15 protein-coding genes are annotated in these 15,259 nt (G+C 65.7%); 10 read left to right on the forward strand and 5 right to left on the reverse strand.

The features are described 5' to 3' along the window. Positions 1-51: 51 nt before the first annotated feature. Both hrcA and grpE read left to right on the forward strand, forming a co-directional pair. Positions 52-1,119 carry a heat-inducible transcriptional repressor HrcA gene (hrcA, locus tag ACRYLT_RS08620; protein WP_482663675.1) on the forward strand — a complete coding sequence of 356 codons (1,068 nt, stop codon included), beginning with the start codon at positions 52-54 and terminating at the stop codon, positions 1,117-1,119. Beyond that, positions 1,116-1,655 carry a nucleotide exchange factor GrpE gene (gene grpE, locus ACRYLT_RS08625; RefSeq protein WP_482663676.1) on the forward strand — a complete coding sequence of 180 codons (540 nt, stop codon included), beginning with the start codon at positions 1,116-1,118 and terminating at the stop codon, positions 1,653-1,655. The genes hrcA and grpE overlap by 4 nt, the downstream gene beginning before the upstream one ends. A 27-nt stretch (positions 1,656-1,682) precedes the next feature. On the opposite strand, the gene ACRYLT_RS08630 is transcribed toward grpE, so the two are convergent. Then, a complete protein-coding gene (locus ACRYLT_RS08630) occupies positions 1,683-2,444 on the reverse strand; it encodes a hypothetical protein (protein WP_482663677.1) in 762 nt (253 codons plus the stop codon). Positions 2,445-2,623: 179 nt separating this feature from the next. Between ACRYLT_RS08630 and ACRYLT_RS08635 the strand changes: the two genes are divergently transcribed. Continuing rightward, entirely contained in the window at positions 2,624-2,989 is a 366-nt protein-coding gene (locus ACRYLT_RS08635) for a hypothetical protein (protein ID WP_482663678.1), read from the forward strand. 76 nt (positions 2,990-3,065) lie between these two features. Beyond that, positions 3,066-3,695, forward strand: a complete 630-nt coding sequence (locus tag ACRYLT_RS08640; RefSeq protein ID WP_482663679.1) for a trimeric intracellular cation channel family protein — start codon at positions 3,066-3,068, stop codon at positions 3,693-3,695. Between the two features lie 198 nt (positions 3,696-3,893). Here ACRYLT_RS08640 and ACRYLT_RS08645 read toward each other — a convergent pair whose 3' ends face one another. Beyond that, the gene (locus ACRYLT_RS08645; protein ID WP_482663680.1) at positions 3,894-4,439 is read right to left on the reverse strand and encodes an arsinothricin resistance N-acetyltransferase ArsN1 family B; all 546 of its coding nucleotides are present in this window, start codon (positions 4,437-4,439) and stop codon (positions 3,894-3,896) included. Next, complete coding sequence (gene sppA, locus ACRYLT_RS08650; protein ID WP_482663681.1) at positions 4,436-6,307, reverse strand: signal peptide peptidase SppA; 1,872 nt, start codon at positions 6,305-6,307, stop codon at positions 4,436-4,438. Before sppA ends, ACRYLT_RS08645 begins: the two co-directional genes overlap by 4 nt. 236 nt (positions 6,308-6,543) lie before the next feature. On the opposite strand from sppA, the gene groES reads away from it, so the two are divergent. Both groES and groL read left to right on the forward strand, forming a co-directional pair. Next, positions 6,544-6,858: a co-chaperone GroES gene (gene groES / locus ACRYLT_RS08655; protein WP_482663682.1), complete on the forward strand. Its 315-nt coding sequence runs from the start codon at positions 6,544-6,546 to the stop codon at positions 6,856-6,858. 39 nt (positions 6,859-6,897) lie between these two features. After that, entirely contained in the window at positions 6,898-8,532 is a 1,635-nt protein-coding gene (gene groL / locus ACRYLT_RS08660; RefSeq protein ID WP_482663683.1) for a chaperonin GroEL, read from the forward strand. A gap of 167 nt (positions 8,533-8,699) precedes the next feature. Here the strand turns inward: groL and ACRYLT_RS08665 are convergent, their stop codons facing one another. Continuing rightward, positions 8,700-8,969, reverse strand: a complete 270-nt coding sequence (locus ACRYLT_RS08665; RefSeq protein ID WP_482663684.1) for a hypothetical protein — start codon at positions 8,967-8,969, stop codon at positions 8,700-8,702. A 110-nt stretch (positions 8,970-9,079) separates the two neighbouring features. Then, positions 9,080-9,361 carry a hypothetical protein gene (locus ACRYLT_RS08670; RefSeq protein ID WP_482663685.1) on the reverse strand — a complete coding sequence of 94 codons (282 nt, stop codon included), beginning with the start codon at positions 9,359-9,361 and terminating at the stop codon, positions 9,080-9,082. 197 nt (positions 9,362-9,558) lie between these two features. Here ACRYLT_RS08670 and ACRYLT_RS08675 point away from each other — a divergent pair, with 197 nt between their 5' ends. Genes ACRYLT_RS08675 through metH form a run of 4 tightly spaced genes read left to right on the forward strand, consistent with a single transcriptional unit; the run spans position 9,559 to position 15,072 of the window. Then, complete coding sequence (locus ACRYLT_RS08675) at positions 9,559-10,515, forward strand: ArsR/SmtB family transcription factor (RefSeq protein WP_482663686.1); 957 nt, start codon at positions 9,559-9,561, stop codon at positions 10,513-10,515. Continuing rightward, positions 10,512-11,456 carry a methylenetetrahydrofolate reductase [NAD(P)H] gene (metF, locus tag ACRYLT_RS08680; RefSeq protein ID WP_482663687.1) on the forward strand — a complete coding sequence of 315 codons (945 nt, stop codon included), beginning with the start codon at positions 10,512-10,514 and terminating at the stop codon, positions 11,454-11,456. The genes ACRYLT_RS08675 and metF overlap by 4 nt, the downstream gene beginning before the upstream one ends. Then, complete coding sequence (locus ACRYLT_RS08685) at positions 11,434-12,447, forward strand: homocysteine S-methyltransferase family protein (RefSeq protein WP_482663688.1); 1,014 nt, start codon at positions 11,434-11,436, stop codon at positions 12,445-12,447. Before metF ends, ACRYLT_RS08685 begins: the two co-directional genes overlap by 23 nt. A gap of 12 nt (positions 12,448-12,459) precedes the next feature. Continuing rightward, positions 12,460-15,072 carry a methionine synthase gene (gene metH, locus ACRYLT_RS08690; protein WP_482663689.1) on the forward strand — a complete coding sequence of 871 codons (2,613 nt, stop codon included), beginning with the start codon at positions 12,460-12,462 and terminating at the stop codon, positions 15,070-15,072. Positions 15,073-15,259: the final 187 nt, after the last annotated feature.

The following is a 15,259-nucleotide window of genomic DNA, read 5'->3' on the forward strand; positions in this document are numbered from 1 at the left end:
CGGCCGGCGGCGGCAATTGAGCGGCGGGGCCTGGCTGACTACATCGGTGCCATGGCGAACCATTCAATCGGCGAGATGAGCGATCGGGCCCGGGACGTCTTCCGTCTCGTCGTCGAAGCCTATCTCGAATCGGGGCAGCCGATCGGCTCGCGCACCATCTCGCGAACCTCGACTCTCAACCTGTCGCCGGCGTCGATCCGCAACGTCATGCAGGATCTCGAGGAGCTGGGCCTGCTCAGCCATCCCCATACGTCGGCCGGAAGGATGCCGACCGAAAGCGGTCTTCGACTGTTCGTCGACGCGATCATGCAGGTGGCGGAGCCCCGGGCCGAGGACCGCGCCGCGATCGAGGCGCTGATCGACCGCGGCGGCCCGATCGAAGAGATGATCAGCAACGCCACGGCGGCCTTGTCCGGCCTTTCCGCCTGCGCCGGAATCGTCCTGGTTCCAAAAGAGGAGCCGGTCCTGAGGCAGCTCGCCTTCGTTCCGCTCCCCGGGGCCGACTATGATCGCGGCGCTCCGCGACAGGCGGTCGCGGTAGTGGTCGGGAGCGACGGAAGCGTCGAGAACAGGGTGGTCGAACTGCCTCCCGGCGTTACCCCCTCGATGTTGAACGAGGTCGGCAATTATGTCAGCGCCCGGCTCACCGGCCTGACCCTCAGCGGGGCCCAGGCCCGCCTCCAGGAAGAGATCCGCGCCGGCCAGGCGGCGCTCGACCGAGCGGCCCAGGAGCTGGTCGCGCGCGGCCTTGCCGTCTGGTCCGAAGACGGATCGCGCCGGCCGGTGCTGATCGTCCGCGGGCAGGCCAATCTCATCGACGAAAGCGCCGCCGCCGATCTCGAAAGAGTCCGGCAGCTGCTCGACGAGCTCGAGGGCAAGGAGGAGATCGCCCGGCTGCTCGATCGGGCGCGTGCCGGCGCCGGGATGAAGATCTTCATCGGATCGGAGAACGAGCTGTTTGCCTTGTCCGGCTCGTCGGTTATCGCCGCGCCCTATCGAGGCTCCGACGGCAAGGTGGTCGGAGTCGTCGGAGTGATCGGGCCCACGCGGTTGAACTATGCCCGGGTGGTTCCCATGGTTGATTTCACCGCAAAAGCATTATCGAGATTGTTGGGATGAGCGACGAAGAAACGAAAACGGAAGACAGCGCTCCGGCGAGCGAGGAATCGACAGCTGGACAGGCCGAGCCCGACCGGCTCGCCGAGCTGGTCAAGGAACTGGAGGAGGTTCGCCAGCACGTCCTCTACGCCCAGGCCGAGACCCAGAATGTCCGCCGCCGACTCGAGCAGGAGAAGGTCAATGCGGCAAACTATGCCGCCACCGCCTTTGCTCGCGACATGCTGAGCGTGAAGGACAATCTCGAGCGTGCGCTCGCCGCCATCGCCGACGAACTGCGCGAGGACGAGCGGATGAAAGGCCTTGTCGCAGGGATCGAGGCGACCGGTCGGGAGCTCGAAAATGCCTTTCAGCGGCACGGCATCAGCCGGATGGAGGCGCTCGGAAGGAAGCTCGACCCGCATCTTCACCAGGCGATGATCGAAGTTCCCGACGACAAGGTGGAGCCGGGGACGATCGTCCAGGAGATGCAGTCCGGCTACATGATCAAGGACCGGCTGCTTCGGCCGGCGCTGGTCGGAGTGGCGAAGAAGCCGTAGCTCCAGAGGCGCCGAGCGGAAGTCCGATCAGTTGCTGGTCGGCGTGATGTCCGGCTGGGTCTGGGACGGTCGTTGCTCCGCACTCGCCCTCTCGTAGCCGGCGATGAGCCCGTGCCGATCCAGATAGAAGGCTTCGCCCAGCGCTCCGCGCAGCATCAAGGGGTGGCGTGCCCTCGGGGGCGCCTCGGCCATGCAGGAAGGAAGCGCGGCCCTGATCCCGGCCAGGGCGTCGCGCTCCTCGCGGGAGCCGGGACGCGTTCCGATCAGCGGGCGCACGAGGTCGGCATGCCGGGCCATCATGCAGCGGCCGAAGCGCTCAAGAGCGGCCGAGCTGTTTCGTGCCGGATCCTCGTCGAGCAGTTCCGGTGCCGCACGAATTCTGCCGACGTCGCGGCCCCGCAGCTCCTGGCGATGCAGGGCCTCCGCCACCGCGCCCCTGAGGAGCGTATGGTCGATCTGCATGCTTCGCGCCTGCAGGCAGCGACTCCTCCAGCCGATAACGTCGCGCACGATCCGGTTCTGCTCGGGCGAATTCAGCCGGGTGGAGAGCAATTCAAGCATCTGACGTTCGCGGGTGCGAACGAGGCATTCGGCAAACCGGTGCATCGTCCAGGCCGCATCCCGTTCGCTGGCCGTGACGTAATCGCTGCTCCGGGCGACCCTTGAGCCGATCGGGGCCTGTTCCTCCGGAGTCGGCAGCTTTTCGAACCGGGAGGTCGTGGCCGGCGGAGAAGATGCCGTAGTCGGGGACGCTTGTGCCAGTGCCAGAGCCAGTATCGCGAGGATCATCATTTCCCCCATGACTCAACCCGGTCAGTCTGCCGGAGAGCCGGACCAATGTCACCCCCAAAACATCTTTCCGGCTCGAATAGCGGGTGATCGATTGCGAGAAAGGTGCTAAAGAGAACTCAATCGATAGCCGAACAGGCGATCTGCGACATCGCACCTGCTGAGGAAGGATGCTGATCATGTCTATCGCTGTACTTGGACTAGTGCTGTCGCTCGCTCAAGTGAGTGCGGGCACCCCAATCGTCGGGACAGATCCGGCCAATGCGGCAAGTGACGCATACGTTGCTGACCCGTTCGAGATCCACCCGGAGCAGCTTGCCGAGAATGACGAAGGTTCGGCGGCTCCGGAGACGAGACCTGAATCCGCTAGTCCTCCCAGTTCGGAGCGCCTGGTCTGTCGATCCCGACGAGTGGCTGGATCTCGAACGCGATTCGAAAGGGTCTGCTTGACGGCTCAGGAATGGCAGGTTCACCAGGCGCACATGGAGCAGCAGCGCCGTGACATCAACGACTGGGGGGCTCAGGGAATGGGGCCTCAGCGCTAGTTGCTGACTGAAAGCCTGTCGGCCGCCTTGGAAACTTCGCGCAACAGCGTGGGAGGACCGTGCTAAGGCCGCGTTGATGTCTCCCACTCCGCTTCCCGAAGCGCTTGGTCCGGCGCTCGAATATCTGGACATGGCCGGGATCGCCGTGTTTGCCGTTTCCGGCGCTCTCCTCGCCGCCGAGAAGCGGCAGACGATCGTCACCTTCATCTTCTTCGCGGTGGTGACGGGAGTCGGCGGAGGCACCGCCCGCGACCTTCTGATCGGGGCTCCCGTCTTCTGGGTTCAGGAGAATCGCTATCTCCTGATCTGCCTCGGTGCCGCACTGCTCGTCTGGATTCTTCCGGTACGGACCTGGCCTGCCAGGGCCCTGCTCTGGTTCGATGCCGCCGGACTTGGCGCTTATGCGGCCTTCGGCGCCGCCAAGGCCCTGGCCTTCGACATCGCGCCGCTTCCCGCCGTCGGCATGGGGGTTCTGACCGGCTGCCTCGGCGGAATCGCTCGGGACCTGCTTGCCGGCGAGCCGTCGATCCTTCTTCGCCCGGAACTCTATGTCACGGCCGCGGCGCTTTCGGCGGCGCTCCTTGTCGGGCTGACCCTTGCCGGGCTTCCGGGCGGCCTTGCCGGGTTCGTCGCGGCGGTGGCCGGATTCGCGCTTCGCGGCGCCGCGATCGCGAGAGGACTTTCGCTTCCAGCCTATCACCGCTGAGCGGGAAAGGGCGCCCGGCGGACCGGGCGCCCTTTCGCCGGCGGCCGGTGGGAGTCGGCCGCGGCTCGCCAGCCTGGAACCGAAGTTCGCTTCCGCCACTATCGGATCGAGTCGGCTCACCGATCAAGCCTCGCCCGACCATTCGAGTCCCGCTGCGGGACCGAGGCTCGTCCGCTCTCCTGCCCCGGATCCAAAGCCTCAGGGTTCGGGCCAGACTTGGTCGAGCGGTCTTGGCTCCGAAGGGCAATCAAGCGACCGCGCCAGCGCCCGCTGCCACAGCGAGACGCTTCGCCACTCGCCCAGCTTGAAGCCGACGTCGCGATACAGGCCCGCCGACTCGAAGCCGAGGGCTTCGTGAAGCCTGAGGCTTGCCGGGTTGGGCAGGGTGATGGCCGCGATCGCCTGGGTGAAGCCCTGGGCCTCGAGGATCGTCAGCAGCCGCTGGTAGAGACGTCGTCCGATCCCGCGCTTCTGGGCCCGCTCCGCCAGATAGACCGTGGTTTCCGTGGCGAAGCGATAGGCCGGGCGCGCCCGGAAGGCCGAAGCATAAGCGTAGCCCAGCAAGGCCCCGTCCGACTCGGCGACGATCCAGGGAAAGCGGCCGGCAACGCTTTCGATGCGCGAGCGCATCTCGGACTCGTCCGGAGCTTCGGTCTCGAAGGAGACGGCGCTGGCGGTGACATAAGGTTCGTAGATCGCCGCCACCGCGGCGGCGTCGTCGGCGGTGGCGAGTCGAAGCCTCACGCGCCCCAGAGCGCGGCGATCAGCCGCGCCGCCAGCGAAGGCTGAGCGGCGGAGCGCGGGGCAGGAAGGGTCGCCGGGCATTCGAGGCATCGCGCCTGGATCGAGGGGCCGCTGAGGATCATCTCGACCTCGTACAAGGCGCGCTCCAGCATTGCCTCCGGCCGGCGGGTCAGACGGGCAAAGGGATCGCGCGCCGCCGGCTCGCTTTCGCCCCGGGCCATTCCGCGAAGCAGCTGGGCCAGGAATCCCGGCTGCTGTTCGAGAAAGACCGGCTGGGCCTGGTCGGGCTCGATCCCGGCGCGCCGAGCCGCCTCGGCCACCGCATCGTCGAGCGAACCGAAACGGTCGACGAGGCCGAGCTGGCGAGCGGTGCCGCCGTCCCAGACCCGCCCCTGAGCGATCGCATGGACCCGCGCGGGCGGAAGGTCGCGGGCGCGCGACACGAGCGAAAGGAAACGCCGATAGGTCGCCTCGACTCCCATCTGCAGCAGCCGGTCGGCTTCGGGCGAGGGGCCCTGGAGCAGGTCCGGCTCCCCGGAAAGCGGGGTCGTGCGAACTCCGTCCGCTCCGATCCCCAGCTTTTCGAGCGTTCCCTCGAAACTCGGAAGCACACCGAAGACGCCGATCGACCCGGTGATCGTTGAAGGCTCGGCAAGGATGGTCTCGCCGGCGGTGGCGATCCAGTAGCCGCCGCTCGCGGCGACCGAGCCGAAGGAGACGATCACGGGAAGGCCGCGCTCGCGCGCGCCCAGAATGGCCCGACGGATCCGCTCGGATCCGGTGACCGAACCTCCCGGCGAATCGATCCTGACGACGAGCGCCTTGAGCCGTCCGGTCGCCAGCCCTTCTTCGAGATTGCGGACGATGGTTTCCGCGCCCGCCGTGCCGAGCGCCGCTTCGCCGTCGACGATCGTCCCGGCGACGGTGAGGACTCCGATCTGGCCGGTCGTCGGCGCCGGATTCCGCTCGTTCCAGGCGTCGTAGAGGACCGCGCGATAGCTTCCGGGCACGTCCTGGGCGCCGGCCCCGGCGATTTCGGCGATCCGCCGCCCGAACGCCGTCCGATCGCCGATCCGGTCGACCAGTCCGGCTTGAAGCGCGGCGCGCGCCATGTCGCCTCCGGCGGCCTGGATGAAGCGCGCCGGATCCTGGACATAGGGCGCGATGTGCGCTCGCGGTCGGGCCTGGCGCACATCCTGCTGCCAGGTCTCCCAGAGCGAATTGGCGAGCGCCTGGCTGGCCTGGCGGGCCTCGGCCGACATGTCGGTTCGCGTATAGGGTTCGACCGCCGACTTGAAGGCGCCGACCCGGTAGACGTTGGCGGTGATCCCGAGCCGTTCGAGCAGTCCCGCATAATAAAGGTTGGAGCCGCCGGGGCCGGTGACGACCACGGCTCCCAGCGGGTCGAGCCAGATCTCGCTGGCATGGGCGGCAAGCTGGTAGGCGTCGTCGCTATAGCCGGTCGAATAAGCGATGACCGGCTTGCCCGAGCGGCGCACCCGGTCGAGCGCGTCGGCGACATTGGCGATCGCCGTCTGGCCGCCGCCGGTGAAGATGTCGAGATCGAGAGCGACGGCCTTGATCCGGTCGTCCGTCGCCGCGGCATCAAGCGATCGGATGACGTCGCTCAGCCGGAACTCCCGGGTAACGGAGCCGCCGCCGAGCGCCGCGATCGGGCTTTGCTCCGTCGGTTGCTCGACGATCGTTCCGCCGAGGTTCAGCTGGAGCGCGCCGCTCGACGCGCTTTCATCGTGCGGGCTCGCCGAAAGCGCAGCGTAAAGTCCGCCGAAGAAGATCAGCATGAACATCAGCACCAGCGCGTCCTTGACGCCGACCAGCAGCTTCCATGCCTTGCTCGCGAACTTCATTTCGTGCCTCCTTCGACCAGCGGCTAAACGACGCTGGCGCGACTGTAAACGCTGCGGCTCCGACAGAGAGGCAAGCCGTCGAAAAGTGTCGGGCAGCACCCTTGACGGCGAATGAACAGCACCTAAATGCCATCGCATTGGCACTCACCATTGGCGAGTGCTAACAAGTTCAACAACCCACGCGGCGTCTCCGGCAGTAGGGGGGCTGCCGCGCAATTGGTAGAAAGGTGAACGCGATGACATTTCGTCCGTTGCACGATCGGGTTCTCGTCCGCCGCGTCGAGGCCGAAGAAAAGACGGCCGGCGGCATCATCATCCCCGACACGGCCAAGGAAAAGCCGCAGGAAGGCGAAGTGATCGCCGTCGGCGCCGGAAGCCGCGACGAGACCGGCAAGCTCGTTCCGCTGGACGTCAAGGAAGGCGACCGGATCCTGTTCGGCAAGTGGTCGGGCACCGAGGTTCGCCTCAACGGCGAGGATCTCCTGATCATGAAGGAGAGCGACATCCTCGGAATCATCGAGACCCAGGCCGCGGTTCGCGAAGCCGCCTGAACCACTCATCTCCATCCACGAATAGGAAAGGTCTGAAACATGGCAGCGAAAGACGTACGCTTTTCGCGCGACGCGCGTGAGCGCATCCTGCGCGGCGTCGACATTCTCGCCGACGCGGTAAAGGTTACCCTCGGTCCCAAGGGCCGCAACGTCGTCATCGACAAGAGCTTCGGCGCTCCCCGGATCACCAAGGACGGCGTCACCGTCGCCAAGGAGATCGAACTGAAGGACAAGTTCGAGAATATGGGCGCGCAGATGCTGCGCGAGGTCGCCAGCAAGACCAACGACCTGGCCGGCGACGGCACCACCACCGCCACCGTTCTTGCCCAGTCGATCGTTCGCGAGGGCATGAAGTCGGTCGCGGCCGGAATGAACCCGATGGACCTGAAGCGCGGCATCGATCTCGCCGTCACCCGGGTCGTCGAGGATCTCAAGAGCCGCTCCAAGCCGGTTGCGGGCTCCAACGAGATCGCCCAGGTCGGAATCATCTCCGCCAACGGCGACACCGTCGTCGGCGAGAAGATCGCCGAGGCGATGGAGAAGGTCGGCAAGGAAGGCGTGATCACGGTCGAGGAGGCCAAGGGCCTCGAGTTCGAGCTCGACGTCGTCGAGGGCATGCAGTTCGACCGCGGCTACCTTTCGCCCTACTTCATCACCAACCCCGAGAAGATGCAGGTCGAGCTTTCGGATCCGTACATCCTGATCCACGAGAAGAAGCTGTCCAACCTGCAGGCGATGCTTCCGATCCTCGAAGCGGTGGTTCAGAGCGGCCGTCCGCTCCTGATCATTGCCGAGGACATCGAGGGCGAGGCGCTCGCCACCCTGGTCGTCAACAAGCTGCGCGGCGGCCTCAAGGTCGCGGCCGTCAAGGCGCCGGGCTTCGGCGATCGCCGCAAGGCGATGCTCCAGGACATCGCGATCCTGACCGGCGGCGAGATGATCAGCGAAGATCTCGGCATCAAGCTCGAGAACGTCACCCTGAACATGCTCGGCCAGGCCAAGCGGGTCACCATCGACAAGGACAACACCACCATCGTCGATGGCTCGGGCGAGACCGACCAGATCAAGGGCCGGATCGAGTCGATCCGCCAGCAGATCGAGGTCACCACGTCCGACTATGACCGCGAGAAGCTGCAGGAGCGGCTTGCGAAGCTGGCCGGCGGCGTTGCCGTGATCAAGGTCGGCGGTTCGTCCGAAGTCGAGGTGAAGGAGCGCAAGGACCGAGTCGACGACGCTCTGCACGCGACCCGTGCGGCCGTCGAAGAGGGCATCGTCCCCGGCGGCGGTACCGCTCTCCTCTACGCCACCAAGGCGCTCGAGGGCCTGAGCGGCGCCAATGACGACCAGAATCGCGGCATCGACATCGTTCGCCGCGCGCTTCAGTCGCCGGTTCGCCAGATTGCCGAGAATGCCGGTTTCGACGGCGCCGTCGTTGCTGGCAAGCTGCTCGAAGGCAAGGACGAGTCGCTCGGCTTCAACGCCCAGACCGAGGTCTATGAGAACCTGACCCAGGCCGGCGTGATCGACCCGACCAAGGTCGTCCGGACGGCGCTCCAGGACGCGGCTTCGGTCGCCGGCCTGCTCATCACCACCGAAGCGGCGGTGACCGAGCTGCCCGAGGACAAGCCGGCTCCGGCCATGCCCGGCGGCGGCATGGGCGGCATGGACTTCTAAGTCCGACGTCCAGGTGAAAAGGGAAGGGCCGGCGGAGCGATCCGCCGGCCCTTTTCTTTGCCGTCAGCCGAGGAAGATCTCGCCGAGGATGGCGAGGATCAGAAGCAGCCAGATCGCCGCTCCGACCGACGCCTTTCGTTTCGACCGGCCGGGCCGGGTGTCGGTCATCAATCGGCACCGCCGCCGGAATTGGCCCCGGCTCCGCCATTGTCGGATTCCGCATTGCCCGCTTCCATTGCCTCGATTTCCGCTTCGTTGGCGACAAGGCTGTCCGGGGCGACGTCGGAAATGTCGACCATATTCTCGTCGAGCATTCGCGCCGCTTCGTCCAGCCGGCGCTCTTCCTCCGCGGTAAGGCCGCCGCGCCCTTCCTCCTGGCCGCAGGCCGCCAGAATCGCCAGCATCGTGATTGCGACGAGCTTCGATCCACCCTTCATCCGGATACCTCCCTCTCGTTCGGGGGAGACTAGCCGCATCCGCGGGCAAAGAAAAAGGGCCGCGTACCCGGAAGCACGCGGCCCTTCAGCCATGAAAGCTCGTTGAAAGCTTACTTGGTCGTGTTCTCGGTCGCGTCCGTGGCCGCGTCCGTGGTAGCTTCGGCGGCATTCTCGATCGCTTCGCCGGCCTGGTCGGTCAGGTTGGCGGCGGTGTCGAGCGCGTCGGAAGCGGCGTTCTCGGCGTCGAAGGTCGCATTCTCGAGGTCGGCATTCGCCTCGTTCGCCGTCGCCTCGGTGTTGGTGTCGGCGGCCGTGTTGGCTTCGTTGCTGCCGTTGCAAGCAGACAGGCCGAGAGCCGCAACGGCGGCGACGGTCAGAGCAATCTTCTTCACGTGAATTCCCTTCAGTTGGTTGCGAGGAAAACCATCCATCATTCACCGGCGATTTCGGATGGGACGCCCCCCTTCCTGCCTCTCCGGAGAAGGGCGTTCTTATGAGAAGCCAGGCGCCATGTCCATAGTTTCTCTACCAATGCAGTTATATTGCACTTGGCTTGACGCATATAAAGACTTCTTTATATCCGCAAGTCATGGCGGCCTTGCCCAAAATCTTTGCCTCGCTGGCGGACCCGACCCGGCTCAGAATTCTCATGCTTTTGAGGGCCATGGAGCTGTCGGTGGGCGAAATCGCGCAGGTTCTCGGGCAAAGCCAGCCGCGCGTGTCCCGACACGTCAAGATTCTCATCGACGCCGGCCTTGCCGAGCGGCGAAAGGAAGGGAGCTGGGTGTTCGTCAGCCTTGGCGCTCGCGATCGACTCGAACCCTTGTTCCAGCTTCTCGACCGCTGGAGCGATCTCGACGGCGAGGATCCCTGGATTTCCGCCGATGCGGCGAGGCTTGCGGCGGTTCGGGCCGACCGGGCCGCCGCGGCGGAGCGCTATTTCGCTCAGCATGCCGAGGAATGGGACGCACTTCGTTCCCTCCATGTCGCGGAAAGCGAAGTGGAAGCGGCCATTGCCCGGGCGCTCGGAGGGGAGCCGATCGGCCGACTGATCGACATCGGCACCGGCACCGGGCGGATGATCGAGCTTTTCGGTCCCGGGGCGGACTACTCGCTCGGAATCGATCGAAGCCCGGAAATGCTTCGCCTCGCCCGGGTCAAGCTGGCCCAGGCCGGGCTCGACGGTGCCGAGCTTCGCCAGGGCGACATGTATTCGCTGCCGCTGCCGGCCGGCTCGGCCGACACGGTGATCATCCATCAGGTCCTGCATTATGCGCAGAATCCCGCCGCCGCCGTCTCGGAGGCCGCTCGGCTCCTGACCTCCGGCGGGCGACTTCTGATCGTCGATTTCGCTCCGCACCAGCGCGAAGAGCTTCGCGCCCGGGATGCCCATGTTCGGCTCGGCTTCGCCGACGAGGCCGTCCTCAAATATCTGGAGGAAGCCGGACTCGACGGCCGCGTCGTCGAGCATCTCGAAGGCGGCGAGCTCACCGTCACCATCTGGCTGGGCGAGCAGCCGAAAAGCAAGCTGAAGGTTGTCGCATGAACACGATCGCTCCTGCCCTGGCGCGGATCGGCCGGCCCTTGTTCGAGGATGCCGCCGGCGACGTCGAGGTCAGTTTCGAATTCTTCCCGCCCCGGACGGAGAAGATGGAACAGGTGCTTTGGGAGTCGATCAAGACGCTCGAGCCGCTGGCCCCGCGCTTCGTCTCCGTCACCTATGGTGCCGGCGGGTCGACCCGGGAGCGGACCCATGCCACCGTCGAGCGGATCGTTCGCGAAACCTCGCTGACGCCTGCCGCCCACCTTACCTGCGTCGCTGCGAGCAAGGCGGAGATCGATGAGGTCGCTCGATCCTACTGGGACTCGGGCGTCCGCCACATCGTCGCCTTGCGCGGCGACCCGCCGGTGGCCGGGACGAAGTTCGAACCCACTCCGGGCGGCTATGCCAATGCCGCCGAGCTGGTAGCGGGGCTGAAGGCCGTGGCGCCGTTCGAAATCTCCGTCGCCGCCTATCCCGAAATCCACCCCGATTCGATCACCCGCGCCGCCGATCTCGACAATCTCAAGCGCAAGATCGACGCCGGGTCGGACCGGGCGATCACGCAATTTTTCTTCTCGCCGGAATCCTTCTTCCGTTTCCGCGACGAAGCGGCGGCCGCCGGGATCCATGCCGAGATCGTTCCCGGGATCCTTCCCGTTTCCAACGTCGCTCAGACGCGCAAGTTCGCGGCGAGCTGCGGAGCGACCATCCCGCGCTGGATGGACCGCCTTTTCGAAGGGCTGGACGATCTGCCCGCCGCCCGCCAGCTCGTCGCCGCCACCGTCGCCGCCGAAATGTGCGCCCAGCTCTATGCCGGCGGCGTCCGCCACTTCCACTTCTACACGTTGAACCGCGCCGAGCTCAGCTACGCCATCTGCCACTTGCTGGGGCTTCGGCCCAAGGAACAGGATTCAAATTCCCATGAACGCCGCTCAATCGCTTAGAGCCGAAGCCGCCAAGCGGATCCTCGTCAAGGACGGGGCCTATGGGACCCAGATCCAGGCCCGGAAGCTGAAGGAGGCCGACTATCGGGGCGAGCTCGATTTGGGTCGGGACCAGAAGGGCAATAACGACCTTCTGAACCTGACCCGTCCCGAGCTGGTCCGGACCATCTGCCAGGACTTCGCCGACGCCGGCGCCGACATCCTCGCCACCAACACGTTCAACGCCAACCGGATCAGCCAGGCCGATTACGGGGCGGAGCGGCTGGTCAGAGACATCAATCGTGCCGCCGCCCGGATCACGCGCGAAGTGGCGGGCCCGAACCGCTGGGTCGCCGGGGCGCTCGGGCCGACCAACAAGACGCTCTCGCTGTCGCCCAACGTCAACGATCCCGGCTATCGCGAGATCGATTTCGACACCCTGTCGGACGTCTATGTCGAGCAGATCGAGGGACTGGTCGAAGGCGGAATCGATTTCGTCCTGATCGAGACGGTGTTCGACACGTTGAACGCCAAGGCGGCAGTCCATGCCGCCCGGCGGGTCGATCCCGAGCTTCCGATCATGCTGTCGATGACGATCACCGACCTGTCGGGCCGCAACCTTTCCGGCCACAGCATCGAGGCCTTCTGGGCTTCGGTCCGCCACGCCCGGCCGCTTTCGATCGGCCTCAACTGCTCCTTCGGCGCCGCCCAGCTTCGCGCCCATGTCGCCACCGTGTCGGCCATGGCCGACACGCTCGTCATGGCCTATCCCAATGCCGGCCTGCCCAACGATCTCGGCGAATATGACGAATGCGCGGAGACCACGTCGTCGCAGGTCCGTACCTGGGCCGAACAGGGCGTCGTCAACATCGTCGGCGGCTGCTGCGGAACCACTCCGGCCCATATCGCGGCCATCGCCCGGGTCGTCGCCGAATATCCGCCTCGGCAGCTTCCGAAAGCCGAGCCGCGAACGCTTCTGGCCGGAATCGAACCCATGTATCTCGCCGCCTGAACCGAAAGAATCATGCACGCTCCGCTTCGAAGCAGCTTCGTCAATATTGGCGAACGAACCAACGTCACCGGCTCCGCCAAATTCAAGAAACTGATCATGGCCGGCGACTATGCCGCCGCCGTCGAGGTCGCTCGCCAGCAGGTGGAGAATGGCGCCCAGGTCATCGACGTCAACATGGACGAGGGGCTGCTCGACGCCGAGCAGGCGATGACGACCTTTCTCAAGCTGATCGCCGCCGAGCCGGACATCGCCCGGGTCCCGGTGATGATCGACAGCTCGAAATGGAGCGTGATCGAGGCCGGCCTCAAATGCGTGTCCGGCAAGCCGATCGTCAACTCGATCAGCCTCAAGGAAGGCGAGGCGGAGTTCCTCAATCTCGCCCGGAAGGTTCGCGACTATGGCGCCGCCGTGGTCGTCATGGCCTTCGACGAGACGGGTCAGGCCGACACCAGGGACCGCAAGATCGAGATCTGCGAGCGCGCCTACAAGCTGCTCGTGAACGAAGGCTTCCCGCCTGAAGACATCATCTTCGATCCCAACATCTTCGCCGTTGCCACGGGGATCGAGGAGCATCGCCGCTACGCGCTCGACTTCATCGAGGCCTGTCGCGAGATCAAGCAGCGTTGCCCGCACGTCCATCTGTCCGGTGGCCTGTCCAATCTCAGCTTCTCGTTTCGAGGCAACGAGCCGGTGCGCCGGGCGATGCACTCGGTCTTCCTCTACCACGCCATCCCGGCCGGGCTCGACATGGCGATCGTCAATGCCGGGCAGCTCGACGTCTATGACACGATCGACCCGGAGCTTCGCGAAGCCTGCGAGGACGTCATTCTCGACCGGCGCGACGATGCCACCGAACGGCTGGTGACCCTCGCCGAGAAATATATCGGGACCGACGCCGGGCGCGAAAAGGAAGCGGCGGAATGGCGCGGCTGGACCGTCGAAAAGCGGCTCGAACATGCTCTGGTCAAGGGGATCGACGCCTTCGTCGTCGAGGATACGGAGGAAGCCCGGCTGAAGGCGGCGCGGCCGATCGAAGTGATCGAAGGGCCGTTGATGGACGGAATGAACGTCGTCGGCGACCTGTTCGGATCGGGCAAGATGTTCCTTCCGCAGGTGGTCAAGTCGGCCCGGGTGATGAAGAAGGCCGTCGCCCATCTCATTCCCTTTATCGAGGAGGAGAAGGAGAGGAGCGGAGCCACTCAGGGCAAGGGCCGGATCGTCATGGCCACCGTCAAGGGCGACGTCCACGACATCGGCAAGAACATCGTCGGGGTCGTCCTCCAGTGCAACGGCTTCGAGGTGGTCGACCTGGGCGTGATGGTGCCCTGGGCCGACATCCTCAAGGCCGCGAACGAGAACCATGCCGACATGATCGGCCTGTCCGGGCTGATCACGCCGTCACTGGACGAGATGGTGACCGTCGCCGAGGAGATGCAGCGCGCCGGGATGAACGTGCCGCTTCTGATCGGCGGAGCGACCACCAGCAAGGTCCATACGGCGCTCCGGATCGACCCCGCCTATGAAGGGCCGGTGATCCATGTGCTCGACGCCAGCCGCGCCGTCGGGGTGGCCTCGTCGCTGGTCTCCGATACCCAGAAGGCGCCGCTGATCGCGAAGACGGCCGAAGAATATTCGGCGGTTCGCGACGCCCGCGCCGGCAAGGGCCAGAGCGAGCTCGCCACCCTCGAGGAGGCCCGTGCCAACGGCTTCGCTTACGATCCGAGCGGCAAGGCGCCGCCGCCCGCGCGACCGGGCGTCCAGAGTTTCGGCGAATGGCCGCTGCGCGACCTTCGCGGCTCGATCGACTGGACACCCTTCTTCCGCGCCTGGGAACTGGCCGGCAACTATCCAGCCATCCTCGAGGACGAGGTCGTCGGCGAAAGCGCGCGGTCCCTGTTCGCCGACGCCCAGGCGATGCTCGACCGGATCATCGCCGAGCATTGGCTCACCGCCCGCGGTACCGTCGGCCTCTGGCGCTGCCGGCGCGAAGGGGACGACGTGCTCGTCCTTGCCGGCAACGACTGGACCCGGCTGCCTTTCCTTCGCCAGCAGATCAAGAAACGGGAAGGGCGGGCGAACATGTGTCTGGCCGACTTCATCGACCCGGAAGGCGAGGACTGGATCGGCGGCTTCACGGTCGGGATCCACGGCATCGAACCGCATCTGGAGCGCTTCAAGGCCGAGAATGACGATTACTCCGACATTCTTCTGAAAGCCATTTCCGACCGGCTGGCCGAAGCCTTTGCCGAAGTGCTCCACGCCCATGTCCGCAACAGCATCTGGGGCTATGCCGAGGAGCATCTCACCAATCAGGAGCTGATCCGCGAACATTATGTCGGGATCCGGCCGGCGCCCGGCTATCCGGCCTGCCCCGACCACAGCCTCAAGCCCATCCTGTTCAGGATGCTCGGCGGATCGGAGGGCGAAGGTCCGTCGGGCGTGACGCTCACCGACAATTTCGCCATGTTGCCGACGTCGGCCGTTTCCGGATTCTATTTCGGCCATCGCGACAGCCAGTATTTCGGAGTCGCCCGGATCGGCCGCGACCAGCTGGAGGATTATGCCGGCCGACGCGGCGTGTCGCTCCAGCAGGCCGAGCGCTGGCTCCGGCCCAATCTCGATTGATCGCACGGCCGACGAGGCCGGCAGCAAGGGGATCGCACGACGGGTGCGCTCCGATCGCTGAAGTCGGCCGCTTCGTCGACCGAAAGCTCGACCAGTTTCTTGAGGACCTCTTCGCTCCGCTGCGGCGATCGGTCCGTTTCCGACAACGCTCTCCCTCAACAGTCGGTCGGAGGCTATAGCGCTGGCG

It is taken from the genome of Sphingosinicella sp. SM1-17, assembly GCF_056821765.1.